The sequence below is a fragment of the Paraburkholderia edwinii genome (assembly GCF_019428685.1).
In the GTDB taxonomy this organism is placed as follows: Bacteria; Pseudomonadota; Gammaproteobacteria; order Burkholderiales; family Burkholderiaceae; genus Paraburkholderia; species Paraburkholderia edwinii.
Window position 1 is genome coordinate 1870630 of record NZ_CP080096.1, and the last position, 21795, is coordinate 1892424.

Annotated in this window: 23 protein-coding genes; 7 read left to right on the top strand and 16 right to left on the bottom strand. The window is 64.7% G+C overall.

The features are described from left to right. Positions 1-193 precede the first annotated feature (193 nt). The 4 genes from KZJ38_RS30135 to KZJ38_RS30150 form a co-directional block, all read right to left on the bottom strand. Positions 194-787: a nucleotidyltransferase family protein gene (locus tag KZJ38_RS30135; protein ID WP_219800731.1), complete on the bottom strand. Its 594-nt coding sequence runs from the start codon at positions 785-787 to the stop codon at positions 194-196. A gap of 223 nt (positions 788-1010) precedes the next feature. After that, positions 1011-3242: a xanthine dehydrogenase family protein molybdopterin-binding subunit gene (locus KZJ38_RS30140; protein WP_219800732.1), complete on the bottom strand. Its 2232-nt coding sequence runs from the start codon at positions 3240-3242 to the stop codon at positions 1011-1013. Continuing rightward, a complete protein-coding gene (locus KZJ38_RS30145; protein ID WP_219800733.1) occupies positions 3239-4243 on the bottom strand; it encodes an FAD binding domain-containing protein in 1005 nt (334 codons plus the stop codon). Before KZJ38_RS30145 ends, KZJ38_RS30140 begins: the two co-directional genes overlap by 4 nt. 10 nt (positions 4244-4253) lie before the next feature. Continuing rightward, positions 4254-5099 carry a 2Fe-2S iron-sulfur cluster-binding protein gene (locus KZJ38_RS30150; RefSeq protein WP_219800734.1) on the bottom strand — a complete coding sequence of 282 codons (846 nt, stop codon included), beginning with the start codon at positions 5097-5099 and terminating at the stop codon, positions 4254-4256. 681 nt (positions 5100-5780) lie between these two features. Between KZJ38_RS30150 and KZJ38_RS30155 the strand changes: the two genes are divergently transcribed. Further along, the gene (locus tag KZJ38_RS30155) at positions 5781-6230 is read left to right on the top strand and encodes a DUF4148 domain-containing protein (RefSeq protein ID WP_219800735.1); all 450 of its coding nucleotides are present in this window, start codon (positions 5781-5783) and stop codon (positions 6228-6230) included. Between the two features lie 316 nt (positions 6231-6546). Then, positions 6547-7482 carry a LysR family transcriptional regulator gene (locus KZJ38_RS30160; RefSeq protein ID WP_219800736.1) on the top strand — a complete coding sequence of 312 codons (936 nt, stop codon included), beginning with the start codon at positions 6547-6549 and terminating at the stop codon, positions 7480-7482. A gap of 141 nt (positions 7483-7623) precedes the next feature. Here KZJ38_RS30160 and KZJ38_RS30165 read toward each other — a convergent pair whose 3' ends face one another. Both KZJ38_RS30165 and KZJ38_RS30170 read right to left on the bottom strand, forming a co-directional pair. Beyond that, positions 7624-8922, bottom strand: a complete 1299-nt coding sequence (locus tag KZJ38_RS30165) for an aspartate carbamoyltransferase (protein WP_219800737.1) — start codon at positions 8920-8922, stop codon at positions 7624-7626. 177 nt (positions 8923-9099) lie between these two features. Then, a complete protein-coding gene (locus KZJ38_RS30170; protein WP_219800738.1) occupies positions 9100-11217 on the bottom strand; it encodes a putative bifunctional diguanylate cyclase/phosphodiesterase in 2118 nt (705 codons plus the stop codon). A 272-nt stretch (positions 11218-11489) separates the two neighbouring features. Here KZJ38_RS30170 and KZJ38_RS30175 point away from each other — a divergent pair, with 272 nt between their 5' ends. After that, positions 11490-12086: a nitrogen fixation protein NifQ gene (locus tag KZJ38_RS30175; protein WP_219800739.1), complete on the top strand. Its 597-nt coding sequence runs from the start codon at positions 11490-11492 to the stop codon at positions 12084-12086. Between the two features lie 85 nt (positions 12087-12171). Then, complete coding sequence (locus KZJ38_RS30180; protein WP_219800740.1) at positions 12172-12594, top strand: hypothetical protein; 423 nt, start codon at positions 12172-12174, stop codon at positions 12592-12594. 22 nt (positions 12595-12616) lie between these two features. Here the strand turns inward: KZJ38_RS30180 and KZJ38_RS30185 are convergent, their stop codons facing one another. From KZJ38_RS30185 to KZJ38_RS30195, 3 genes are all read right to left on the bottom strand, one after another. Next, a complete protein-coding gene (locus KZJ38_RS30185) occupies positions 12617-13780 on the bottom strand; it encodes an FUSC family protein (RefSeq protein WP_246641838.1) in 1164 nt (387 codons plus the stop codon). 26 nt (positions 13781-13806) lie between these two features. Continuing rightward, entirely contained in the window at positions 13807-14418 is a 612-nt protein-coding gene (locus KZJ38_RS30190) for a LysE family translocator (protein ID WP_219800741.1), read from the bottom strand. A gap of 246 nt (positions 14419-14664) precedes the next feature. Continuing rightward, a complete protein-coding gene (locus KZJ38_RS30195; protein ID WP_219800742.1) occupies positions 14665-15309 on the bottom strand; it encodes a VTT domain-containing protein in 645 nt (214 codons plus the stop codon). 184 nt (positions 15310-15493) lie between these two features. On the opposite strand from KZJ38_RS30195, the gene KZJ38_RS30200 reads away from it, so the two are divergent. After that, a complete protein-coding gene (locus tag KZJ38_RS30200) occupies positions 15494-16477 on the top strand; it encodes a YncE family protein (RefSeq protein ID WP_246642081.1) in 984 nt (327 codons plus the stop codon). 100 nt (positions 16478-16577) lie between these two features. On the opposite strand, the gene KZJ38_RS30205 is transcribed toward KZJ38_RS30200, so the two are convergent. The 4 genes from KZJ38_RS30205 to KZJ38_RS30220 form a co-directional block, all read right to left on the bottom strand. Continuing rightward, positions 16578-17636: an alkene reductase gene (locus KZJ38_RS30205; RefSeq protein WP_219800743.1), complete on the bottom strand. Its 1059-nt coding sequence runs from the start codon at positions 17634-17636 to the stop codon at positions 16578-16580. 89 nt (positions 17637-17725) lie between these two features. Further along, complete coding sequence (locus KZJ38_RS30210; protein ID WP_219800744.1) at positions 17726-18028, bottom strand: ArsR/SmtB family transcription factor; 303 nt, start codon at positions 18026-18028, stop codon at positions 17726-17728. A 311-nt stretch (positions 18029-18339) separates the two neighbouring features. After that, complete coding sequence (locus KZJ38_RS30215) at positions 18340-18573, bottom strand: hypothetical protein (RefSeq protein ID WP_219800745.1); 234 nt, start codon at positions 18571-18573, stop codon at positions 18340-18342. 305 nt (positions 18574-18878) lie between these two features. Then, complete coding sequence (locus KZJ38_RS30220) at positions 18879-19343, bottom strand: Lrp/AsnC family transcriptional regulator (RefSeq protein ID WP_219800746.1); 465 nt, start codon at positions 19341-19343, stop codon at positions 18879-18881. Positions 19344-19489: 146 nt separating this feature from the next. Between KZJ38_RS30220 and KZJ38_RS30225 the strand changes: the two genes are divergently transcribed. Further along, complete coding sequence (locus tag KZJ38_RS30225; RefSeq protein ID WP_219800747.1) at positions 19490-20119, top strand: LysE family translocator; 630 nt, start codon at positions 19490-19492, stop codon at positions 20117-20119. A gap of 40 nt (positions 20120-20159) precedes the next feature. Here the strand turns inward: KZJ38_RS30225 and KZJ38_RS30230 are convergent, their stop codons facing one another. Then, positions 20160-20333 (bottom strand): DUF1289 domain-containing protein, encoded by a 174-nt coding sequence (locus KZJ38_RS30230; protein WP_219803714.1) that lies wholly within the window; start codon positions 20331-20333, stop codon positions 20160-20162. Between the two features lie 234 nt (positions 20334-20567). On the opposite strand from KZJ38_RS30230, the gene KZJ38_RS30235 reads away from it, so the two are divergent. After that, complete coding sequence (locus tag KZJ38_RS30235; RefSeq protein WP_219800748.1) at positions 20568-20888, top strand: YnfA family protein; 321 nt, start codon at positions 20568-20570, stop codon at positions 20886-20888. Positions 20889-20966: 78 nt separating this feature from the next. Here KZJ38_RS30235 and KZJ38_RS30240 read toward each other — a convergent pair whose 3' ends face one another. Together KZJ38_RS30240 and KZJ38_RS30245 are read right to left on the bottom strand one after the other, a co-directional pair. After that, complete coding sequence (locus KZJ38_RS30240; protein ID WP_219800749.1) at positions 20967-21482, bottom strand: DUF1993 domain-containing protein; 516 nt, start codon at positions 21480-21482, stop codon at positions 20967-20969. 26 nt (positions 21483-21508) lie between these two features. Continuing rightward, entirely contained in the window at positions 21509-21751 is a 243-nt protein-coding gene (locus tag KZJ38_RS30245; protein ID WP_219800750.1) for a hypothetical protein, read from the bottom strand. Positions 21752-21795 lie beyond the last annotated feature (44 nt).

The window sequence follows — 21795 nt, forward strand, 5'->3', positions numbered from 1 at the left end:
GGGGTAGTGAGGCAGGACCGTGGTGGCGGTGCACGGTCGCGGCCTTTCACCAGCTTAGATGCAAAAGCGGCGCGTTGCTGCGGGTTTTATTGCCCGACGTTTGCCGGTTCGCCGGGGAAGGGTGCAAGCGTTGTGCCCGTCGCAATGAGCGCCGGCGAGCCTCGCGCCGCGGGCGCGGCGGGTCGCCGGCCGATTATCGGGGCAGCTGGCGCAGATCGTCGGGGGTGTCGACATCGGCAAGCACACCGGCATCGTCGACATCGAGCCGCGTCACCGTATGCCGCGCAAAGAGGGCGCGGGCGCCGGTGTCGCCGTCGAGCGCGAGCAGCGCGTCGCGATGCGCGGGACCGAAGCCGGCCGGATGGCCGCGCTGCCCCTGGTAGTACGGCGCGACGATCGAGGCGCCGCCGTCGAGCGTGCGCGCGACCGCTTCGATCGTCGTCACCGCGATACGCGGCATATCGGCGAGCGCGACAATCCAGCTTTCGGCGTCGTCGCTGGCCGCGACGCCGGCGGCGAGGCTCGCGCCCATGCCGCGTTCGGCGTCCTTCGAAAACGCGACGTCGCAGCCTGCGTCGTTGAGCACGCGCGCAAGCGGATCGGAACCGGGCCGCACGACCGCGATCACGCGCGGCACGATCAGCAACAGCCGGTGCGCGGCTTCATGCGCGACCGGTGTGCCATCGGGCAGACGTGCTAACAGCTTGTTGTGGAGGCCGTCCGGATCGAAGCGCGATCCATAACCGGCGGCGAGCAGCACACCGGTAGCGAGCGACGCATAAGCCATGGGCGGCACCGGAAGAAGGAGTGAACCCGATTGTGCGGCGCAACCGGTGTGCCACGCAAGTCGCATAACCGTACCGCTTGCACACTCCGCTTGCGATGCCGACGACGTTCGCCGGCGCTGCAAGCGGCGACCTCGCGCGACGCGAAGTGCCGCTGTGTGCAGGGGACCAGTCGTTCAGGTGTCCGGGTGTCCGGGTGTCGAACGATGTTGAAACCCGCCCGCGCTAGACGAAGTGCCGCTGTGCGCCCGGCATCACCTTGTCGAGCGTGATCGGCAAATCGCGCACGCGCACGCCGCTCGCGTGATAGACCGCATTCGCGATCGCGGCCGGCACGCCGGTAATGCCGATCTCGCCGATGCCTCTCACGCCGAGCGGGCTGATATACGGATCGGCTTCATCGAGCATAACGACATCGAGCGCATTCACGTCCGCATTGACCGGCACGTGGTACTCGGCCAGATTCGCATTCGTGATGCGGCCGACTCGTGGATCGAGCGTGCTTTCTTCCTCGAGCGCCGCGCCGATGCCCCACACGATGCCGCCCATCAACTGACTTCGCGCGGTCTTCTCGTTGAGCACGCGGCCGATATCGTAGACGGCCGTGACACGCGCCACGCGAATCGTGCCGAGGTCCGCGTCGACATGCACTTCCGCGAACACGGCGCCGAACGAGTGAAACGAATAGCGCTGCCGCTCGTCGCCCGATTTCGCGCTGGCGGTCGCCTCGATCGGCTGGCCGCCCGCGCGTGCGAGCACGGCGGCGGCCGGATCGCGTTTCGACGGATCCTTGCGGCTCACCACCCAGCCTTTTTCGACGGTGACGTCGGCGAGGTCGGTGCCGAAGACCGGCGACGCCTTGTCGGCCAGCGCGAGCGCGATCAGCTTGTTGCGCACCTGCGTCGACGCGTCGCGCACGGCCGGCGACACGCTCGCGGCCGAGCGCGAGCCGCCCGAGCCCGGCGCGTTGGGCAGCGTCGAATCGCCGAGCGCGAAGCGGATGTTCTGCGTCTCGAAGCCCAGCGCGTCAGCGGCGACCTGCGTCATCACCGTGTAGGTGCCGGTGCCGATATCCTGCGTGCCGGACGCGACGAACGCGGTGCCGTCGGGCAGGATGCGCGCGATCGCCGACGCCTCGCTGCGGTTCGCCGGATACGTCGCGGTCGCCATGCCCATGCCGATCAGCGTATTGCCCGAGCGCATCGAGCGCGGCGCGCGGCTGCGGCGCGCCCAGCCGAAGCGTTGCGCGCCGACTTCGTAGCAGGTGCGCAGCGCCTTGCTCGACCACGGTTTGCCTTCCTGCGGGTCGACCTCTGCGTAGTTTTTCAGACGCAACTCGAGCGGGTCCATGTTCAGCGCGACCGCGAGTTCGTCCATCGCCGATTCGAGCGCGAACGAGCCGGTCGTTTCGCCCGGTGCGCGCATGAAGGTCGGCGTGCCGACGTTCATCTGCACGAGGCGGTGCGTCGTGACCTGATTCGGCACCGCGTACAGCATGCGCGTGACCATGCAGCAGGTCTCGGTCCAGTCTTCGATCATCGACGTGCTCGAGATGCTGTCGTGACGCATCGCGGTCAGCGTGCCGTCGGGTTTCGCGGCGAGCACGAAGTGCTGCTCGGTGCGCGGCCGCGCGCCGACCGGCCCGAACATCTGCGGCCGCTCGAGCGCGAGCCGCACGGGGCGGCCCGTCTGCTTCGCGGCCATCGCGCACAGCGTGACATGCGACCAGGACGAGCCCTTGCAGCCGAAGCCGCCGCCGATAAACGGCGAGATCACGCGCACGTTGTCGGGCGGCAGGCCGAGCGCTTTCGCGACCGCGACCTTCGCGCCGGTCACGCCTTGCGTCGAGTCGTAGAGCGTCAGATGCGGGCCGTCCCAGACGGCCATGGTCGCGTGCGGCTCCATCGGATTGTGCGTTTCCATCGGCGTCGTGTAGACCGCGTCGACACGCACCGTGCCTTCGCGCAGGCCTGCGTCGAAATCGCCGCGCTTCGTGTCGGTCTGACGGCCTTGCGGATTGTCAGGCGCATGCATGCGCGCTTTCGCCTGCGTGAAGTCGAGCGCGGCCGGCTGGTTCTGATACGCAATACGCAACTGATGCGCGGCGTCGGTCGCATGTTCGAGCGTATCCGCGACGACGACCGCGACCGGCTCGTTGCTGTAGTGCACCTGATTGTCCTGCAACAGCGAAAGGCGCCGGCCCGCGGGCGGCGCGAAGCCTGCCTGGCCTTGTTGCGGCAGGCGCGGCGCGTTCTGGTACGTCATCACGAGCAGCACACCGGGCAGCGACTGCGCGCGGCGCGTATCGATCGACGCGATCGTGCCGCTCGCAATCGTGCTCGTGACGAGCACCGCATGCGCGAGCCGTGCCTCGGGAAACTCGGCTGCATAACGCGCGCCGCCGGTGACCTTGAGCACGCCGTCGGTGCGGTCGAGCGGGTAGCCGATCATATTCATGCGACACCTCCCGCGCGGCCTGCAGCCTGGTTGACCGCGCGCACGATCGCGCGCTGCGCAAGTTCGATCTTGAACGCGTTGTCGCGCTGCGCACGCGCGTCGGCGACCGCGGCCGAGGCAGCGGTGCGCAAGTTCGCAGCGGTCAGCGGATGACCGTTCAGCACCTGTTCCGCGGCGTGCGAGCGCCACGGTTTGTGGGCCACGCCGCCAAGCGCGATGCGCGCGTCCTTGACCGTATTGCCGTCCATCTGCAGCGCGGCCGCCACCGAGACGAGCGCGAAGGCGTAGCTCGCGCGGTCGCGCACCTTCAGGTAATGCGCATGGTCGCTGAAGAGCGGCGGCGGCAGATCGACCGCCAGAATCAGCTCGCCCATCTGCAGCGTCGTATCGATGTCGGGGCGGTCGCCGGGCAGACGATGAAACTCGCCGATCGGCACGGTGCGTTCGCCGCTCGGTCCGCGTACGCGCACGACCGCATCGAGTGCCGCAAGCGCGACGCTCATATCCGACGGATTCACGGCGATGCATTGCGGACTCGCGCCGAGAATCGCGTGCGTGCGGTTCAGGCCTTCGAGCGCGGCGCAGCCGCTGCCGGGCAGGCGCTTGTTGCATTGCGCGAAGGCGGTGTCGTAGAAGTACTGGCAGCGCGTGCGCTGCATCAGATTGCCGCCGACCGTCGCCATATTGCGCAGTTGCGGCGACGCACCCGCGAGAAACGCTTGCGTGAGCAACGGGTACCGTTCGCGCACGAGCGCGTGATTGGCCGCGTCGGTGTTGCGCACGAGCGCGCCGATGCGCAGCCCGCCGTCGGGCAGCGTCGCGACCGTATCGAGGCTGCCACCGATGCGCGTGATGTCGATCAGCCGCATCGGCCGCGAGACGCCGCCTTTCATCAGGTCGAGCAGGTTCGTGCCGCCGCCGATATACATCGAGCCAGGCTCCTGCGCGGAGCGTAACGCGCCGTTCACGTCGGCAGCGCGTTCATAGGAGATCGGGTCCATGAGCGCTCCGTTATGCGTGAGTGGGGATGCGGGTGGGGGCGAAGCTGGCGGTATCGCTGCTGTCGAGGTTGCCGGCGCTGGTGTTACTGCTATTGCTACTGCTGCCATTGCCGGCATTGCTGCCGGGTGTGCCGCCGCCGTTCGCCGCGCGCACCGCGGCGACGATGTTCGCATAGGCGCCGCAGCGACAGATGTTGCCGCTCATGCGCTCGCGGATCTCGTCGTCGGTCAGTTGCGCCGGGCGGCGGCGCACGTCCGCGGTAACGGTGCTTGCCGTGCCGGCGCCGAACTCGTTGAGCATCGCGGTCGCCGAACACAGTTGGCCGGGCGTGCAGTAGCCGCATTGAAATGCATCGTGCTCGATAAACGCGTGCTGCAGCGGGCTCAGCGTGCCGCCTTGCGCCAGGCCTTCGATAGTCGTGATCTTTTCGCCTTCATGCATGACCGCAAGCGTCAGGCACGCATTGATGCGGCGCCCGTCCGCGAGCACGGTGCACGCGCCGCATTGCCCGCGATCGCAGCCTTTCTTGGTGCCCATCAGGCCCGCGTATTCGCGCAGCGCGTCGAGCAGCGTCACGCGCGGCTCGAGTTGCAGCGTGTATTCCCGGCCGTTGATGTCGAGCTTCACGGGCCGCGCGGGAACCGGCGCGAACTGCGGGGCCGGCGCGGCGCCGGGTTGAGCGGGTGGCGTGGGTTGGGTCTGGGCACGCAGATGCGGGGCGGCGCCGACGGTCGCGGCGGCCGCGGCCGATTGCAGGAAACGGCGGCGCGAGGGTTGCTCGGGGGATGATGTGCCGGAGGCGCCGGCAGCGTCGTTATGCGCATCCTCGTGGTCGAGAGCGTGATCCTTGAACATGGTGTTCTGCTTGCTCCAGGAAAGGTCGTTGCGAACTCGCGAAGGATCCGACGGGCTGCATCGAACGCGAGCACGCCACAACAGGCGATAGGCGATAGCGATAGATAACGGGACAGCAATCGGAACAGCAATTTCGATGCCCCGCGCCCGACGCGCGAGCGTGTCACAGCGTGCGCGACGCGCAAGCTGCATGAAAGCCCCGGCGGGCAACAGCGGAAGGACGAATACGGAAGCCGGAAACTGCACATGCCTCAGCACACAGCACGTTGCACTCAACAAAGTCAAAAGTAAATAGGCGCACCATAGTCTTGCGCGTTTGAAAGTCAAAGTTCACATGGAGCGCGCGTCATGACAGCCGTGTTAGACAGAGATGGAAAGAATGCACGGCCGGATGCACGGCCGAATGCACCGCTAAATGCAAAACGCGGCCTTGCATGCGGGCATTGCCAGTACGTCGCCTGTTCCGAATGCTGTATGTATGCCGCATAAGACCTTGTTGTTGCGGACCCTCTTCGAATCGGGACCGCATTCGTCGAATGCATCGGTCGCCTTCCGCTAAAACCCGTGAGCCGATCGAGCAGTTTCATGAGCCGACGCGCCATTCACGCCCATCGGGCACACCCCTAAAGTTCAACCCATGCCGTCGCAGACGGTACTGACCAAACTGAAAGGGGATTTGCGATGAATCGCTTGAACAAGGCTCTGATTATTGCTTCATTCGTTGTCCTTCCGCTTGTCGGCCATGCTGCGGACAACGCGCCGCTGACCCGCGCGCAGGTCCGCGCCGAGCTGATCGCAGCCGAGCAGAACGGGACGTATCCGACGAGCAAGGTGCACTATCCGGAGCCCGGCTGGGATCCGTCGGCGGTCTACGTCGCGAACAAGGCCGCGCAAAAGCTGGCGCGGGAGGCGGCGAACAACCAGGCAGCCAATGTGGATGCCAGCGCGAATAGCAGCGCGAATTCCGGCGCAAATAGCGGCGCGAACACCGGCGCGGATTCCACCGCGAATGCGAATGCAGCGGCGGCGTCGTATGGCGGTTCGACGGTCGGCAGCTCGCAGGCTGGCGCACGCTTCGATAGCGCCGATCTCGGGCGGGCCCATCCGGTCAACCTGTATCGCCACCACTGAGTTGGAACTACGTGCATGCCGGTGCGGGAAAATGATCTTGCGTGTCGCTTCGTGATGCGAACGAGGTGGCCGCTGACGCCCCGCACCCGCGTGATTTGCATGCGACGTGAAAGGCTTTGCTTGAAGCGCTAAGTAATATGCGCGACGGCTAAGACAGAGTGATAGGTGAATCGATGTCAACTCTGTCATGAATGGAAGCCCGATTGTTATTGCGGTTATGTTCCGTAAAATTCACGTCGCATCAGACCAGCAATCTGCTAACGATGCCGAGGCCTGCTTTATATGAGAAGGCTTTCGCCGATTTGTTGAGGACGAGATGGATTTGTCTGCCGTTGAGGCGTTTGTGCGTGCCGCTGAAGCCAGGAGTTTTACCGGCGCAGCCAAACAGATGGGGTTGACGGCTTCCGGCGTCAGCAAGGCGGTTAGCAGGCTCGAATCGCAAACCGGTGTCGTGTTGTTGCATCGCTCGACGCGAAGCGTCGGGCTCACCGCGGAAGGATCGGTGTTTTTCGACCGGTGCCGCGAGATTCTCGCCGGACTCAAGGAAGCGGAAGCGGCCTTGCAACAGTCCGCCCAGGTGCCGTCGGGCCGTTTGCGGATCGCCGCGCCGATGTCGTTCGGCCGGTCGGTTCTGATGCCCGCGCTGGTTGCTTTCAAGCGGCAGTTTCCCGGCATTACGATCGAAACGAGTTTCTCTGATGTAATGCTGGACATCATCGAGGAAGGCTTCGATATCGCGGTACGCATCGGCGATTTGCCGTCGAGCCGTCTGATTGCACGCGAGGTCGGCTTTGCGCACTGGGTGGCATGCGCGAGCCCCGAGTATCTGAACGAGCGCGGCAGGCCTCGGACTCCTGACGATCTCGGCGAGCACGATTGCGTGGCGTATATGTCGCCCGATACGCGACGCTGCCGCGACTGGCACTTCATATCGGCGAACCGCGACTGGACCGTGCGCGTCGGCGATTCGGCACGCCAGGTGGTCGATCAGTGCGATGCGCTGATCGACGCGGCGCTGGCCGACTCCGGCATCGTCTATGTGCACAGCTATGTCGCGGCCGACTATCTGCGCACGGGCAAGCTCGAGCGCGTGCTCGACGGTTACAACACGCCGCGGCGCACGGTGCACATCATCTATCCGACCCTGAGGCAGCTTTCGCCGAAGGTCCGTTCGTTCGTCGATTTCGCGCTGGAGGCGATCGCGGGTTGCAACGCGTTGTATCGGCCGAGCGAAGAACTCGACGTGGCGTGAAGCGCGCGGCAAGGCGAAGGGAGGAGGTGGCGGCTCGGCATTGGGTATGCCGCCCGCTGCCGGCCGCGTGTGCCGCGTGTGCCGTGTTGCGGGTTTGTGAACTGACGGTCGAAGCGCGCCGTGATTGCGCGCGCTCACCCGTCAATCGATGCCGTGAAACACCGCGTCGTCCGGACCGAGATACGCAGGCGGACGCCATGCCGCGTCGCGCATCGAATGCGGAACCAGCGTCTCGACGCCGAGCAACACCGCGAAAATCGCCATGCGCACCGGAATGCCGTTGTCGGTCTGCCGGAAAATCGCGAGCCGCGCATCGTGGTTGAGGTCGGTGCTAAGGTCGTTCGCCCCGGGGCGGCTGTCGCGCGGCAGCGGGTGCATGATCAGCGTGTCGGGGCCGCATGCGCTGTCGACGAGCGCCTGGTTGATCTGGAAATCGGGCGTGTAGCCTTCGAACGATTCGTCGGTGAAGCGTTCTTTCTGGATCCGCGTCGCGTAGACGACGTCCGCGCCGCGCAAGCCGCTGGTCAGGTCGTGCGTCTGCTCGATCACATGACCGTTGCGCGAGATCTGCTCGACGATATAGGCCGGCATTTCGAGCATCGGCGGCGAGATCAGCGTGAACTTGATGCCGCGGTAGAGCGCGAGCAGCTTCACGAGCGAATGCACGGTGCGCCCGTACTTGAGGTCGCCGACCAGCGCGATATGCGCGCCGTCTACAATTTTCCCGAGCCGCGAGAACTCGCGCTGGATCGTGTACAGGTCGAGCAGTGCCTGGCTCGGATGCTCGCCGGGACCGTCGCCGCCGTTGATCACCGGCACGTTGGTCGCGCGCGCGAATTCTGCCACCGAGCCTTGCTCCGGATGACGAATCACAAGCGCGTCGACATAGCCGCTCATCACGCGGCTCGTGTCGTAAATCGATTCGCCCTTGGCCATCGACGAAAACGTGAAGCCTGTCGTATCGCATACCGAACCGCCGAGCCGGCAGAACGCCGCGCCGAAGCTCACGCGCGTGCGCGTGCTCGCCTCGAAGAACAGATTGCCGAGCACCGCGCCTTCGAGCACGCGCGAGATTTTCCGGCGGCGTGCAATCGGCTGCATGATGTCCGCGACGCGAAACAGCGCCTCGACCGACTCGCGCGAAAACTGGTCGACCGACAGCAGCTGCGGCTTGCCTTCGAACAGAATCTGGCTCGCCAGCGTCGGGCGGCGCGAATCTACGCTTTGCGTATATCCTTCGGGCGCATCGCCATTCACGACGATTTCCGAGACGAAGCGCTCGACGATTTCCGGCATCGCGCGCGATTCCTGCGAGTCGTCGGGCAGGAGCCAGGTATCGAGGGCGCGGCGCGATACGCCGATGCGGCTGGCGAAGCCGTCGCGCGTCAGATTCATGCGACGCATCGCATCGCGCAGGAAGGCTTGTTGCGGAACGCTCATTCGGGCACCTCGTCCGGTCGGACCGTCGTTCAGATTTTGTCGGCGGATATACGCGATGCGTATATTAATGCGCTGACGCCCGAAGTCAAGAAAATATTAAGACGGGTTCGTCCGACCGGCGCGGCGGCCGCGGCTTCCGGCTCAGTGTCCAGCTCAGTTTCCCGCTCGGCTTGCCGCTCAGTTCAAAAGCGCCGACGCGCCGGGATTGGTCCGCATCTGCTGGTGCATCAGCGCGCCGAATGCATCGGCGGTCAGCGGCCGGCCAAGCAGGAAGCCCTGCATTTCGTCGCAATGCATGTCTTTGAGCTTGTCGTACTGCGACTCCGTTTCGACGCCTTCGGCCACCACGTCCATCTCGAGCGAATGCGCGAGCGCGATGATCGCCGACACGATCGCCTGGCCTTCGTGGCCGTTGTCGTCGAGGCCGTTCGTGAAGAAGCGGTCGATTTTCAGCTGCTTGACGCGAAACCGCTGCAGGTACGCAAGGCTCGAGTAGCCGGTGCCGAAGTCGTCGATCGAGATCTCGAAGCCGGCCTGCTGGAACTGATGGATTGTCGCGATGGTTTTCGGCGCGTCCTGCATTGCGACGCTTTCGGTGATTTCGAACATCAGTTGCTCGCACGCGACCTGTTCGGCGCGCGTGATGTCGAGAATCGTCGGGACGAGTTCGGGCTGAATCAGCTGGCGCGGCGACAGGTTGACCGCGACCTTGGTCGGCGGCAGGCCTGCCGCTTCCCAGCGCCGGATCTGACGGCACGTTTCGCGCACCACCCAGTAGCCGATCTGCACGATCTGGCCCGAACGCTCGGCGATCGGAATGAAATCGACCGGCGCAAGCTGGCCGAATTCCGGATGATCGAGCCGCAACAGCGCTTCGGCGCCCGCCACCTCGCCGTTGTCGCTGCGGAATTTCGGCTGGAAATGCAGCGAGAAATAGTTTTTGCCGAGGCCGTCGTGCAACGCACGCTGGATTTTCAGCGTGCGCATTGCGGCCTCGTTCATGCGGGCTTCGAAGAAGCGGTAGATGCCGCGTCCTTCGCGCTTCGCTTCGTACATCGCCGCGTCCGCGTGGCGCAGCAGCGCGTCGACGCTGTCGCCGTCCTGCGGGAACAGCGCCACACCGATGCTCGGCATGACCTGCAGCGGCTGGCCCTCGGCCACGATGCCGTCGCGCATGCGCGCAAGGACGCCGTCGGCCATCTGCGCGGCGTCCTGCGCGGAATTCAGGTCTTCGGCGAGAATCACGAACTCGTCGCCGCCCAGCCGCGCGACCGTATCCGACGCGCGCACGCATTGCAGGAGGCGCAGCGCGAAGGCCTTCAGCACTTCGTCGCCAAACGCGTGGCCAAGCGAATCGTTGATCGTCTTGAAGCCGTCGAGGTCCATAAACAGAATCGCGAACGGCTTTTGGCGCGCCCGCGAGAGGTCGATCGCGCGGCCGATCCGCTCGGTCAGCGAACTGCGGTTCAGCAGGCCGGTCAGCGTGTCGTAGGTCGCGAGTCGCACGATCTGATTGTTCAGCGTCGTGACGGAGCCCACCAGCAAGGTGGCGCGCGCGTCGAAGCGCGACAGCAGCAGCGTGACGACGAGAATCGCGAACGTGAACAGAATGACGGTGGTCGCCAGCCACTGCGCGTGTTCTCCCGCGTTCACGCTCGGGTTCCCGCCTTGCACGGCGCCGCAGATCGCACCCGGCGCGAAGTCGGCGGCGGCCATGCCCGTGTAGTGCATGCCGGTGATCGCGATGCCCATCACGGCGGCCGCGCCGATCCTTTTGACGATGATGCGGCGCTGGTTCGAATCGCGCAGCGTGTGCGCGATCCACAGCGCGGCGATCGACGCCGCGACCGCAATCGCCAACGAGGCGGCGAGCAGCCCGAGGCGATAGTGGATGCCCGGTTCCATGCGCATCGCGGCCATGCCCGTGTAGTGCATGCCGGCAATGCCGATGCCCATCAGCACGCCGCCGGCGATCAGCCGCGGGCGCGACAGCGTGCGCCGCGTGACGACCGCGAGCGCGAAGTACGACACGACGAAGGCGATCGCGAGCGAGGCGCCGGTGATCGGCAGGTCGTAGCCGAGCGGGATCGGCAGCGAGAACGCGAGCATGCCGATAAAGTGCATGGACCAGATGCCGACGCCCATCGCGGCGGCGCCGCCCGCGAGCCAGGCGCGGCGCTGGCGCAACACCGCCTGCAGCGTGATGCGGCCCGCGAGGTCCAGTGCCGTGTAGGACGCGAGTGTCGCGACGACGATCGACAACGCGACGAGTGCAAAGTTATACGAGCTCGGCATGGCAAATTCCGCGGTAGATGACTCCTTTACTGGTTATCGACGCTGGCTTGCAATTATTTAATGCGCATTGCGCGCCGTGCGCCCGCGTTTGCGAATCGGCGCATGGGCCGGCGCATTTTTACTGCAGGAGTCGCTGAGCCCGCATTTTCGGCGTATTGTGCTGACGAGTCGAGGCGCGGTATACGCGGAAGCGGTCATCCGTGACGCCGATTGCCGGGTACTGAAACAAAAATTGCGAGAAAAACTGCGGGAAAATGCGAGGTGTGGCGACAATGACCTTGCCCAACGATGACGCGCCTACGCCGCGCGACGCGTGCGTACAAAGCCTGCTCGATCACGCGGTCAACCGCGCGCGAGCCGACACGGTCATGTTCGCGCGGCTGATCGGCGCGAAGCTCGCCAGCGGCGAGATGCAGGACCTCGGGGTGCCGCGCGACACGCTTGGCGCGCTGACCGGGCGTCATTTCCCCGATGCGGTGTTCACGGGCGCCATGCCGCTCGAAGCGTTCCCCGAACATCCTGACGCGACGCAGCATCAGCGCTTCGTCGACGATCTGCGCACGTTGTTGCTGCGCCATGAGCGGCCGCCGGTCGCGAGCGCGATCGACGCGTGGTGTCTCGCGACGATCATCTCGACTGCGTGCCTGCGCGGTGATCACCTGTGGCGCGATCTCGGGCTCGATGGCCGTGACGACGTCACTGATGTCATGACGCGCCACTATCCGAAGCTCGTCGCGCGCAACGTCGACAATCTGCGCTGGAAGCGTTTTCTCGCGGAGCAGGTCGCGCTCGAGAAAGGGCGCACGCCGGGGCCCGCGCCAGGCTGCCCCGGTTGTGAAGACTTCGGCTTCTGCTTTCCTAAAACGTGATTAAAACGGGGCGGCAACGCACGCGCGATTCCGGTATAAAGACCGCTGCTGCAACCACCCCAATCCACGTTTCCAGGAGAAGTCGATGTACCCAGTTCGAAAGCTGATCACGACGCTCGGTCTGCTGGCTGCGGTGGCGAGCGCGGCGCCCGCGTTCGCGCAAACGGCGCCGGGCGGCGCGCCGACAGCGACGCCGGCCGGCGACGGCACCTTTCTGCTCACGGTCTTCCTCAAGCACGACCAGTCGAAGACGCTGCCCGAGATCAACAAGGAGCTCGCGAAGCAGGGGTTCTACAAGGCGTTTCCGCCGCCGGGCATCGAAGTGGTGTCGTGGTACGTGATGATGGGCATCGGCCAGGTCGTGACGCTGCGCGTGCCGGCGAACCGGCTGCGCGAGGTCAATCGCGTGCTCGAGGAAACCGCGTGGGGCGGATACCGTACCGAGTTCTATCCGACGTACGACTACAAGGCTGCGGCGGAAAAGGCGCGTGAGACGGAAGGGAAGTAGGGGACGTTGAGCGGCCTTCGCGCTACGGGCTCGCTTCGTCCGAGGACGGCAGAAACGGCACGTTCGCCGTCGCGAACATCACCGCACCGAGCGTGACGATGCCGATCAGAATGCCTTCGAGCCGCATCAGCGCCGGCAGCGGGTCCGCCGACCAGTGATGGTCCTGCACGAACACCATGATGAACGCGATGGTGAATTGCCGGCCGACATAGCTGGCGCCCGCGCTGCCGGTCTGCACATGGCAGCCGATCCAGATACCGCACGACAGCACGATGAGGCACGGAATTTCCCTGCCGTTCATCAGCGGCAGCAGCGCGATGCCGAGCGCGCCGGCGAGCAGACATCCCGCGAGGCGCTGCACCATCTTCTGCACGACCGGTTTCTGGTCGCGGCTCGTCAGCGATGCGGTGGGCAACACCATCACGGCAGCGACGGTGACAAGCGCCTGCGCGAAGCCGGGCAAATTCAGCGTGTAGGTCAGCGAGGCGATGATCGACACGGACAGCCCCGCTTGCAAACCGAGCAGCATCCGCGCGGCACGCAGCTCGCGCAATGGCGGCGTGGCGGCCGCCGCCGCGGACGCCGGCGCCGCGTCGCCGGCGCGCTTGCGTCGATACCACTGGATCGCGACGTGGAAAAGCCCCGACACGACGACACACGAGAGCGTGCCGATCAGCACCTCCGCGACGCGCAGCACCGCGAACGATGCGGTCGCCTCCATCGACCCGAGGCTGTGCGCTTCGTAGGTGACCAGCAGAAACGTGATGCCGCCGAGCAGCCACGCATAGGAAGCGACCACGCCATTGCCCCAGTACACGGCGAAGCCGCCGACTACGCCGAGCAGCGGAATGAACAGCCACGGCCGGTCGCCGATCAGCGGCCCGATGACGGTGCCGATCAGCGCGCCGACAAGCGTGCCGAGGATGCGATAGGTGCCGCGCTCGAGGCATCCGTTGAAGCTCGTCTGCATCACCGCGAAGCCGCTGATCGCGGCCCACCATGTGTAGCTCAGGTGCAGCGCGTGCGCGAGCGCCACCGAGAGCACGACCGACAGCACCGCCTCGGCGCCGAATAGCGCGCGTTCCGTCGACGGCTTCCACGCGGCGAGCTCGCGGCCGAGCGAAAACATCGCCGAGCGCGACAACTGGGCAAACGAATTGAGCGGATTCATCGGCGGCGGATTCATCGGGGCAAATTCGGGTCGCGCGCCGCTTAGCGCGTGGCGATGGCCGCGGCGGCGCCCGCCATCATCGTCGCGCTCGCGCGGTTCGCGATGCGCACGGCGCGGCGGCTTGTCAGCAGCTTGCGGGCGCGCGCGGCGGCGAGCGCCCAGCCGAGATCGACCGCGCTCAATACGACGAGCATGGTGAGCGTCAGCTCGAGCCAAGCGAGCGCGCCGATATGCGACAGATCGACGAGCGTCGGCAGAAGCGCGAGATAGAAGACCATGATTTTCGGATTGCCGAGCGTGACCGCGAGCCCCGCGCCGAACATGCGCCACGGCGATCGCTGGGTGGGCAACGGGCTTTCGCGTACGTCGGCGGGCGCGCGCCACATTTTCCAGGCGAGATAGAGCAGGTAGGCGACACCGGCGATTTTCAGCGCGACGAACACGGCCGCGAACGTATGCGCGAGTGCCACGAGACCGGCGACCGCACAACCGAGCCAGAGCGCTTCACCGAGCCACATCGCCGCGAGAAACGGCAGCACGTCGCGCAGTCCGCTGGTCATCACGCGTGCAATGAGTGCGGCAATGCTGGGTCCGGGGGAGCCGGCCGCAACGACCAGCGCCAGTGCAAAGACAAGCAAACCAGACAAAGCCATCGGGATGTCTCCGGTTGATCGTTCCTTACGACCGTCAGTGTGCGTCGGACTTTGCTTCTGACTTTGTTTCAGACGACGGGACGCATCTGCGGGATTGGGTTCTTGCTTATGCTTGTTCCGCGGCGGTAAGTCAGTTTGAGGGGCGGTTCATTATAGCGGCGGGATGCGCGTGCGATTGTGCGCTGCGCGTCGGTGACGAACCGGATGCGCGATGGTGCGCGATGGTGTACGACTGGCCCGCGCTTTTTATCCGCGCCGGTACGCGTTCACACGACGCCACAGCGCACCGACGAGCAGCGACCCGACGCCAAGTGCGATGCCCAGCAGCACGATCGAACTCATATGGTCGCGCACGAGCGGCACATTGCCGAACAGATAACCGCCCGCGACCAGCGACCCGATCCACAGCGCCGCGCCGGCCACCACGAACGACGCGAAACGCGCAAATGTCATGCGCGCGACGCCGGCGACGAATGGTGCGAACGTGCGCACCACCGCGATGAACGGCGAGAGCAGAAACGTATAGCCGCCGCGCGCCTCATAGAATGCGTGCGCGCTGCGCAGCGCGTGGCGGTCCAGCCATCGATAGTCGGCGCTGTAGACCTTTTCGCCGAGCGCGCGCCCGAGCAGATAGCAGACGATGCTGCCCGCGACCGTCGCCGCGAACAGCACCGGCACGACGAGCCGGACATCGAGTGCGCCGGTCGCGGCGAACGCGCCGCAGATAAAGATCAAGGGATCGCCGGGCAGAAAGAAGAGCGGCAGAAAGCCGATCTCGACGAACACAATTGCGAACAGCATCGCGTAGACCGCGGTGCCGTATTGCGCGATCAGCGACGGCAGATGCTGGTCGAAGTGAAGCGCGATTTGCAGGAGATGCAGCGGGTCCATCGGCGTGTCTCGGATTGAAAGCTGGCGCAAGGCCGCGTCAGGCAAAGGACATCAGTGTAACGGGGCTTGGCACGGAGGTTGGCGCTCGCGCATAGTGACGCGTTTGCCAATGGTTGGCCAGCGCGCGCATAATTTTTACCTCCTCCAATTGAAGACATTCGTGACACACATCGCCATGCTCGGTATGGCGCTATTCGCGGGCGCCGCACAGGCGATACAGAATCCGCAACCGGCATCGCAAGCGAGTCCTGACAGGGTCATCGTGCTCGACTCAGGCGAAGCGCAACTGTCGCTGATCGACGAAGCGACGCGTCAGGTGGTCGGCACCGAGAACACCGGGAAAGAGCCGCATCATCTGATGATTACGCCCGACCAGAAATCGCTGATCGTCGCCAACTCGGTATCGAACAGCCTGATGTTCGTCGACCCGGCGAACGCCGCCGTGCAACGCGTGCTGCAGGATATCGAAGACCCATATCAGCTTGGCTTTTCGCCCGACCATCGCTGGTTCGTCACGGCGGCGCTGCGGCTCGATCGCGTCGACATCTACCGGTACGACGGCCAGAACCTGACGCTCGCGAAGCGCATCGCGCTCGCGAAGACGCCGAGCCATCTGACGTTCTCGTCGGACGCGCGCACCGTCTATGTGACCTTGCAGGACTCGGGCGAACTGGCGGCGATCGATCTGGCCACGCAGTCGGTCGACTGGAAGATTCCGGTCGGGCGCGATCCCGCGGGGCTGTGGATGACGCCCGGCGATCGCGACCTGCTGGTCGGCATGACGGGCGAAGACGATGTCGTGGTGGTGGACCCGCACGCGCATGCGGTGGTGAAGCGGATTCACACGGGGCGCGGCGCGCACAACTTCCGCAATCTCGACGACGGCCATCACGTTGCGGTGACCAATCGTGTGGCCAACACCATCAGCATTCTCGACTACGCGACGCTGCAGAATGTCGGCGAAATCGACAACCTGATGCCGGGACCCGACGATATGGAACTGTCCGCGGACCGGCGCTTTCTGTGGGTGACGTTCCGCTTTTCGCGGCATGTCGGCGTGATCGATCTGCCCACGCGCAAGCTCGTTTCGACCATTGCGGTGGGACGCTCGCCGCATGGCATCTATTTTCGGAATCGCGCGCCGGTGTATCCGCCCAATCCCGATTGATGCCGATGGCTGACAAAAAAGCACGCCCGGAACGAGTCCAGGCGTGCTTTGCTTTCGAGCGCATGTGCGGCGCCGTTGCGCTCGCAGTTTGCGCTTGATCTTAAGCAGCTTCGAGCGGCGGATAGTCGGTGTAACCCTTCGGGCCTTCCGAATAGAACGTCGACGCATCCGGCTCGTTGAGCGGCGCGTTCAGTTCGAAGCGGCGCGGCAGATCCGGATTCGCGATAAACAGCTTGCCCCATGCCACCGCGTCGGCTTCGCCGGCGTCGAGCACCTGTTGCGCGGTTTCCTTCGTGAACTTCTCGTTCGCGATATACGGGCCACCGAATGCGTCTTTCAGCGTGGGTCCGATGCGGTCGTCGCCGAGCGCTTCGCGGGCTGCGATAAACGCGATCTTGCGCTTGCGAAGCTCGCGTGCGACATAGCCGAACGTCGCGACCGGGTTCGAGTCGCCCATCGTATGCGAGTCGCCGCGCGGCGCGAGATGCATGGCGACACGGTCGGCGCCCCACACGTTGATACACGCATCGACCACTTCGAGCATGAGCCGCGCGCGATTTTCGATCGGGCCGCCGTACGCGTCGGTGCGCTTGTTCGTGCTGTCCTGCAGGAACTGGTCGAGCAGATAGCCGTTCGCGCCGTGCACTTGCACGCCATCAAAGCCGGCCTTCTTCGCGTTTTCCGCGCCCCGGTGATAGGCGGCCACGATGCCCGGGATTTCGGAGATGTCGAGCGCGCGCGGCGTGACGAACGCACGCTGCGGACGCAGCAGGCTCACATGGCCTTGCGGCGCGATCGCGCTCGGCGCGACCGGCAGGTCGCCGTTCAGGAAGTGCGGATCCGACACGCGGCCCACGTGCCAAAGCTGCAGGAAGATCAGGCCGCCGGCCTTGTGCACGGCGTCGGTCACGAGCTTCCAGCCTTCCACCTGCTCGTCGGACCAGATGCCCGGCGTGTCCGCGTAGCCGACGCCTTGCGGCGTGACCGAAGTCGCCTCCGAAAGGATCAGCCCGGCGGATGCGCGCTCGGCGTAGTAGTGCGCCATCAGCGCGTTCGGCACGCGGATATCGCCGGCGCGTTGGCGCGTGAGCGGCGCCATGATGATGCGGTTCTTGAGCGTGAGATCGCCAATCTTGAGCGGATCGAAAAGCGTCGGCATGAGGGGTTCACCTTTGTCTTGTGGGCGTGAGCCCGTGGCTATGAGTTCAACTGCGGTTCAGCTGGCGTTGCGCATGCGTGCGTCTGAAGTCAGAGGCCGGTGTTCATCTGCTCGATGAACGCCTTGATGACTTCCTCGTTGCGCTTGAAGAAGATCCACTGGCCGACCCGCTTCGACGTGACGAGCCCCGCGCGCTGGAGGGCGGCGAGGTGCGCGGAAACCGTCGATTGCGAGAGGCCGCAGCACTCGTCGATCTTTCCCGCACACACGCCGAACTCGTGCGGCAGCTCCTGGTCGGGGAAGTGCCGTTCGGGGTCGCGCAGCTTCGCGAGAATTTCGCGGCGCACGGGGTTCGCGAGCGCTTTGTGGATCGCGTCGATATCGATCGTCATCGGGACTGCTTCAGGTTCATCGAGTGGGCCGTCGGACCTTATGGACTCCCGTTGTTGAGGAGAGCCCGATTTCAGTGCAACGCAGTTACATCGTCAGGTGCCGAATCTTATATCGGAATTTTGCGATATGTTTGAAAGCCATTCTGGGGAAGGGGTCTGGCTTGATTCCAGGCCAAATGGCGCAAAGGGAATTATTTCGACGACGTTTGCAACGCAACTAACTGTCTGTCGCCGTTACCGACTTGATGGCGCGCGGCTTTGCCGCGCGCTCAACGATTCATGACCAGCAGGAAAGGCGTGAGCCTATCGGCTCAGCGGTTGCCGTCAAGCAGTTCGCCGAGCATTTCGTCGAAGGCGGCTTGCGCGTCCTCGAGCTCCTGCAGCGCGGCGTCGAACGTCTGCAGGGCGATCTGCGACGGACGGCCGCTGCCGGCCGGTGGGAATTGTGACTGCAAGGCGGCGAAGTCCGTCTGCACTTGCTGCGTCGCTGCGACTACGCGTTCCATTGCGCGCGTTTCTTCGGCTCGTGCCTGTTCGGGGTTCATGATGTTCGGGGGCTCCGGGTGCTGTGGTTCGGGTGCTGTGTTGATGGGTGGTGTTGATGTGCGGCGTCGACGTACCGCGTCAATGTACTGCGTCGATGTGCCGCGTTGATGTGGTGCTTCGATGTGGTTCGTCGATGTACCGCGGCCGCTGGTGGGCCACGGCGCGGTGCGGCATCGCGCGGCGCGACGTCAGGCCACGTGACGCCCGTGACGCGGCGTTCACTATGCCACTCGCGTTGCGTGCGATCAAAGCGCCGCCTCACGCTTCACGCCTCGTGTGCTGTGCTGCTGCGTGCGCGCGCGGATCACAACAGTGGCAACGCGCCAGGCGACTTCACCTCGCGCAGCGACAGCGCCGACTCGATCGATGTCACGCCCGGCAGCGTGCGCACCTGGTCGCGCATGAACGTGCCGTAGTCGTCGAGGTCGCGCGCGACCACCTGCATGACATAGTCGGCGGTTCCCGCCACGTTGTGACAAGACAGGATGCGCGGTATCGCCTGGACCTCGCGCTCGAAGCGGTTCGCGAGCGTCTTGTCGTGCACTGCAAAGCGCACGTAGACGAACGCAAAGACGCCGAGACCCAACGCGCGGCGCGACAGCACGGCGCGATAGCGTTCGATGAAGCCGTCGTTTTCGAGCCGCTTGAGCCGCCGCGCGCACGGCGTTTCGCTCAAGCCCACAGTTTCGGCGAGCTTCGCGTTGGGCATGCGGCCATCGGTCTGCAGCGCGGCGAGCAGGGCGCGGTCGATTTTGTCGAGGTCGTCCATGATAGTGGAAGGCGCTAAAAGATGAAGTAATTTTAGGGCAAAGCACCATGCGGCGGCTAGAATTCGTTGAAAAACGCCAGAATTCCCTCGCACAACGCGGGCAATATGAAGGCCATCGATACCGCAACTTCACGATGAAGGCCGACATGATTTCCGCTCATCTGCTCGTTCTGTTTATTGCCGCGCTCGCCGTCGTCTGCGCGCTGCCGGGGCCCGATATGGCGCTGGTTCTGCAAACGACGATCGCGCGCGGCACGCGCCATGGCTTCGGTGTCGCCTGTGGTCTGGCGACAGCTCGCGCGCTGCATGTCACGCTGTCCGCGTGCGGCGTTGCCGCGCTACTGCGCAATGCGCCGTGGCTCTATGAATGCGTGCGTTACGGCGGCGCCGTCTATCTCGCCTGGGTGGCCATACAGATTTTTCGCTCGCCGGTGTTCGCGATGCCCGATGCGGACGGGCGGCTCGTGGCACATCAGAGCTTGCGGACTGCCTACGTGAAGGGCCTCTTCACGAATCTGCTGAACCCGAAGGCCTTGCTGTTCTGCTCGGTGTTGCTGCCGCAGTTCGTGCGTCCGGAAGCCGGGCCGATCTGGTCGCAGGTGATCGAGCTGGGCGTTGTGCTGGTCCTCGTATGCGCGGCCTTCGACGCGGTCTATACGATCGGCGCCGCGCGCATCTCCACGTGGGTACGCGCGCATCCGCTCGCACAAACGGTGCAGCGCTGGACGTTCTCGGCGGCGCTGATCGGCTTCGCGCTGCGCCTGTCGCTCGACTGAACGCTAGTGGCCGGCTCGGCCGTGGCCGCTTCGGCAGCGCTTACTTCTTTAGCATCGCCGCGCGCTTCGATTTTTCTTCGATGATCTTGTGGCGATGCTTGTCCTTCATCTTCTTCCAGGACTTGCATTCATCCCGTGTGCGCAAGCAACCGACGCAAAAGCCGGTCTTACCGTCGAACTTGCAGATGTCGATGCACGGTGATTTGACGCTCATGGGCAGGCCGGTAGAAAAAGGGCAGTAGAAAAAGCCGTTCAGACAAAAACGGACAGCGCTGACTGTCGCATGGCGCCGCCGCCTGCCGCAAAGTGATTGTCTTAATAAAGACGATAGACTGCGGGGCAGCGCGCGCATGCATTCGCATGCAGCTCGCGTTCCAGCCATTTGCGCGCTAATGCCGCGGCGTCAACCCTGATCGCCGCGCGGTTTTTCAATCGCCCCTTTTTCCCGATGAAGACCTTGTTGCTTTATGTCGTGACCGCGCTCGCGGAAATTCTTGGCTGCTATTTGCCATGGCGCTGGCTGAAGGACGGCGGCTCAGCGTGGCTGCTCGTGCCCGGCGCGTTGAGCCTCGCGGTGTTCGCCTGGCTGCTGACGTTTCATGGCGCGGCGGCGGGCCGCGTCTATGCGGCCTATGGCGGCGTGTATGTCGCGGTTGCGATTCTATGGCTCTGGGTGGTCGAGCAGATGCGGCCGACTGTCTGGGATTTCGCCGGCGCCGCATTGACGCTTGCCGGCATGAGCGTGATCGCGTTCCAGCCGCGCATTTGATTCGCCTTGCGGCGAGGCGCGGCGCGATCGACTCACGCCGCACCTTCCATTGACCGCCGTGCGCGGTCAGCTCAACGCTTAACTATTCGGCTTGCCGAGATAGTCCATCTTGCCGACTTCGACGCCGTTGTGACGCAGGATGTTGTACGCCGTCGTCACGTGGAAATAGAAGTTCGGCAGCACAAAGCCCGTCAGAAACTGGATGCCCGTGAACTCGACCGGGCCGCTGCGCATTTTCAGCGAGATCGGCCGCGCTTCGCTGCCATCGATCTGCTCGGGCTTGAACTCCTTCAGATACGCGATCGTTTTCTCAATGCGGGCGGCGAGTTCGTCGAACGATACTTCGACGTCGTCGTACTTCGGCGGCTCGACGCCGGCGAGGCGCGCCGCGCAGCCTTTCGCGCCGTCAGTTGCGATATGCACCTGACGGGCGAGCGGCAGCATGTCCGGAAAGAGACGCGAGCCCGGCAGCACCGACGGATCGAGCTGCTTCTCGGCCGCGTGCGCCTGACCCTTGCCAAGAATGGCCAGCAGATTGTTGAGGCCGCGAATCAGCACAGGCACTGATGCCTGATACATCGAAATGGTGGTCATGGGTATTCTCCGTGGATTTTTCTGGCTTACAGCACCGATGCTTTAACGATGAGCGATTGCATGCGCCGCGACTGCGGCGTGCTTCGCTGGTGTATCGCGGCAGCATCATAACCCTTGTGACGCAGCGCCGACAGTAGGCCATTCGGCCGATTGTTGTGCACCCCGGAACTGTGTTCGAATGGTTTTGTCGGACAGAACGGCGTGATCTCTGAAACGAATGCGGCAGCGGGCGGCGCGGCATACCGCGCGGCGCCGTGCGTGCCGGCCATCTGCAACGCGCGGTCACGAGCCGCGCATGGAGGAGAGCGACACT

What these genes read in the sequence shown, in the direction of transcription:
- KZJ38_RS30135 (WP_219800731.1), bottom strand. Translation starts at nt 787, where the DNA reads ATGGCTTATGCGTCGCTCGCTACCGGTGTGCTGCTCGCCGCCGGTTAT.
- KZJ38_RS30140 (WP_219800732.1), bottom strand. Translation starts at nt 3,242, where the DNA reads ATGAATATGATCGGCTACCCGCTCGACCGCACCGACGGCGTGCTCAAG.
- KZJ38_RS30145 (WP_219800733.1), bottom strand. Translation starts at nt 4,243, where the DNA reads ATGGACCCGATCTCCTATGAACGCGCTGCCGACGTGAACGGCGCGTTA.
- KZJ38_RS30150 (WP_219800734.1), bottom strand. Translation starts at nt 5,099, where the DNA reads ATGTTCAAGGATCACGCTCTCGACCACGAGGATGCGCATAACGACGCT.
- KZJ38_RS30155 (WP_219800735.1), top strand. Translation starts at nt 5,781, where the DNA reads ATGAATCGCTTGAACAAGGCTCTGATTATTGCTTCATTCGTTGTCCTT.
- KZJ38_RS30160 (WP_219800736.1), top strand. Translation starts at nt 6,547, where the DNA reads ATGGATTTGTCTGCCGTTGAGGCGTTTGTGCGTGCCGCTGAAGCCAGG.
- KZJ38_RS30165 (WP_219800737.1), bottom strand. Translation starts at nt 8,922, where the DNA reads ATGAGCGTTCCGCAACAAGCCTTCCTGCGCGATGCGATGCGTCGCATG.
- KZJ38_RS30170 (WP_219800738.1), bottom strand. Translation starts at nt 11,217, where the DNA reads ATGCCGAGCTCGTATAACTTTGCACTCGTCGCGTTGTCGATCGTCGTC.
- KZJ38_RS30175 (WP_219800739.1), top strand. Translation starts at nt 11,490, where the DNA reads ATGACCTTGCCCAACGATGACGCGCCTACGCCGCGCGACGCGTGCGTA.
- KZJ38_RS30180 (WP_219800740.1), top strand. Translation starts at nt 12,172, where the DNA reads ATGTACCCAGTTCGAAAGCTGATCACGACGCTCGGTCTGCTGGCTGCG.
- KZJ38_RS30185 (WP_246641838.1), bottom strand. Translation starts at nt 13,780, where the DNA reads ATGAATCCGCCGCCGATGAATCCGCTCAATTCGTTTGCCCAGTTGTCG.
- KZJ38_RS30190 (WP_219800741.1), bottom strand. Translation starts at nt 14,418, where the DNA reads ATGGCTTTGTCTGGTTTGCTTGTCTTTGCACTGGCGCTGGTCGTTGCG.
- KZJ38_RS30195 (WP_219800742.1), bottom strand. Translation starts at nt 15,309, where the DNA reads ATGGACCCGCTGCATCTCCTGCAAATCGCGCTTCACTTCGACCAGCAT.
- KZJ38_RS30200 (WP_246642081.1), top strand. Translation starts at nt 15,494, where the DNA reads ATGGCGCTATTCGCGGGCGCCGCACAGGCGATACAGAATCCGCAACCG.
- KZJ38_RS30205 (WP_219800743.1), bottom strand. Translation starts at nt 17,636, where the DNA reads ATGCCGACGCTTTTCGATCCGCTCAAGATTGGCGATCTCACGCTCAAG.
- KZJ38_RS30210 (WP_219800744.1), bottom strand. Translation starts at nt 18,028, where the DNA reads ATGACGATCGATATCGACGCGATCCACAAAGCGCTCGCGAACCCCGTG.
- KZJ38_RS30215 (WP_219800745.1), bottom strand. Translation starts at nt 18,573, where the DNA reads ATGAACCCCGAACAGGCACGAGCCGAAGAAACGCGCGCAATGGAACGC.
- KZJ38_RS30220 (WP_219800746.1), bottom strand. Translation starts at nt 19,343, where the DNA reads ATGGACGACCTCGACAAAATCGACCGCGCCCTGCTCGCCGCGCTGCAG.
- KZJ38_RS30225 (WP_219800747.1), top strand. Translation starts at nt 19,490, where the DNA reads ATGATTTCCGCTCATCTGCTCGTTCTGTTTATTGCCGCGCTCGCCGTC.
- KZJ38_RS30230 (WP_219803714.1), bottom strand. Translation starts at nt 20,333, where the DNA reads ATGAGCGTCAAATCACCGTGCATCGACATCTGCAAGTTCGACGGTAAG.
- KZJ38_RS30235 (WP_219800748.1), top strand. Translation starts at nt 20,568, where the DNA reads ATGAAGACCTTGTTGCTTTATGTCGTGACCGCGCTCGCGGAAATTCTT.
- KZJ38_RS30240 (WP_219800749.1), bottom strand. Translation starts at nt 21,482, where the DNA reads ATGACCACCATTTCGATGTATCAGGCATCAGTGCCTGTGCTGATTCGC.
- KZJ38_RS30245 (WP_219800750.1), bottom strand. Translation starts at nt 21,751, where the DNA reads ATGGCCGGCACGCACGGCGCCGCGCGGTATGCCGCGCCGCCCGCTGCC.